The organism is Bradyrhizobium sp. (assembly GCF_049798375.1).
Classification (GTDB): Bacteria; Pseudomonadota; Alphaproteobacteria; order Rhizobiales; family Xanthobacteraceae; genus Bradyrhizobium.
Window position 1 is genome coordinate 1 of sequence record NZ_JBARGP010000150.1, and the last position, 1890, is coordinate 1890.

Annotated in this window: 2 protein-coding genes; both read right to left on the minus strand. The window is 63.3% G+C overall.

Annotated elements, in window-relative coordinates:
• Window positions 1–730 (minus strand): adenylate kinase (locus WA702_RS06530; RefSeq protein ID WP_425109717.1); only part of this gene is annotated, 730 nt, incomplete at its 3' end.
• Window positions 731–807: 77 nt separating this feature from the next.
• A partial coding sequence (gene secY, locus WA702_RS06535; protein ID WP_425109718.1) for a preprotein translocase subunit SecY occupies window positions 808–1890 on the minus strand: 1083 nt, incomplete at its 5' end.

The window sequence follows — 1890 nt, forward strand, 5'->3', positions numbered from 1 at the left end:
CAGCTTTCTTGCCAGCCTTCTTGGCTGCAGGTGCCTTTGCCCTGATGGCCTCGATCGATTTCTTAGCGCGCTTCACCGCTTTCTTCGCGCCAGTGCTGCGCTTGGCGGTGCCGGCCTTCTTGGCGGGACGAGCAGCACCGGGAGCGCCGAGCGCGGTCAAGATCCGGCCGATCTCCTCGGTGACCTCCTCGATCGACATCATGCCGTCGACGGTCGCCAGCTTGCGGCGGTCGGAATAATAATGGATCAACGGCTCGGTCTGGTCGCGATAGTTCGACAGCCGCCGGGTCAGCACCTCGGCGGTATCGTCCGCGCGAACTTCCTCGCCCCTCGCGCGTGCCTCGGCGGCGCGCCGCTCGACCCGCTCCAGCAGCACGCTTTCGTTGACCTTGAGCTCGATCACCGCATCAAGGTTCATCCGCTCGGCGGTTAGCAGCTCGTCGAGTTCCTCGGCCTGCCGCTCGGTGCGCGGAAAGCCGTCCAGGATGAAGCCGTTGGCGGCGTCCGGCTGCTCAATCCGGTCCTTGATGATGCCGATCACGACCTCGTCGGGCACCAGATGCCCGGCAGCCATGATATCCTTGGCCTTCAGGCCGATCGGCGTCTGGGCGGCTACCGCAGCGCGCAGCATGTCGCCGGTCGACAGCTGCACGATGCCATAGCGCTGCACCAGCCGCTGCGCCTGTGTGCCCTTGCCCGAGCCCGGCGGTCCGAGAAGAATCAGTCTCATTAAAGTTCGCCCCCCGGCATGCGGTGAGCGAAGTCCCGCGCACCATCTGATCTTGACATCCCCGGGCCGGCCAGCCGCTAGCCGCGGCGGCGCCCCCGGAGTTTCGACTTCCTGATCAGCCCTTCATACTGATGGGCGAGCAGATAACCCTGGACCTGCGCCACGGTATCCATCGTGACGCTGACCACGATCAGGAGCGACGTACCGCCAAAGTAGAACGGCACGGAGGCGTAGGAAATCAGAATTTCCGGAATCAAACAAACAATTGCCAGATAGACCGCGCCGATCACCGTGATCCTGGACAGGACATAGTCGATATATTCCGCAGTGCGCTCGCCGGGGCGGATGCCCGGGATGAAACCGCCATGCTTCTTCAGATTGTCTGCGGTCTCGGTCGGGTTGAACACGATCGCGGTGTAGAAGAAGGCGAAGAACACGATCAGCGCCAGATACAGGATCAGGAACAGCGGCCGGCCGTGGCCGAGCTGAGTCGTGATCCACTGGAACCATTCCGGCCCCTTGCCGGCGTTGAAGTTCGCCACCGTGGTCGGCAGCAGCAGCAGCGACGAGGCGAAGATCGGCGGAATCACGCCCGAGGTGTTGAGCTTGAGCGGCAGATGCGAGGACTGGCCCTCGAACATCTTGTTGCCGACCTGGCGCTTTGGATACTGGATCAGCAGCCGGCGCTGGGCGCGCTCCATGAACACGATGAAGGCGATCACGGCGACCGCCATGATGATGACGATCAGGATCAGGCCGGTGGACATCGCGCCCTGGCGGCCGAGTTCCAGCATGTTCGCGAGCGCCGAGGGCAGTTCGGCGACGATGCCCGACAGGATGATCAGCGAAATGCCATTGCCGATGCCGCGCGAGGTGATCTGCTCGCCGAGCCACATCAGGAACATGGTGCCGCCGGTCAGCGTGATCGCGGTCGACAGGCGGAAGAACATGCCGGGATCGCTGACGACGTTGCCGGCGCCTTCGAGGCCGACTGCAATGCCGTAGGACTGGAACGCCGCCAAGATCACGGTCAAATAGCGCGTGTACTGGTTCAGCGTCTTGCGCCCCGACTCGCCTTCCTTCTTCAGCGCTTCGAGCTGCGGCGAGACCGTGGTCAGGAGCTGGATGATGATCGATGCCGAGATGTACGGCATGATGTT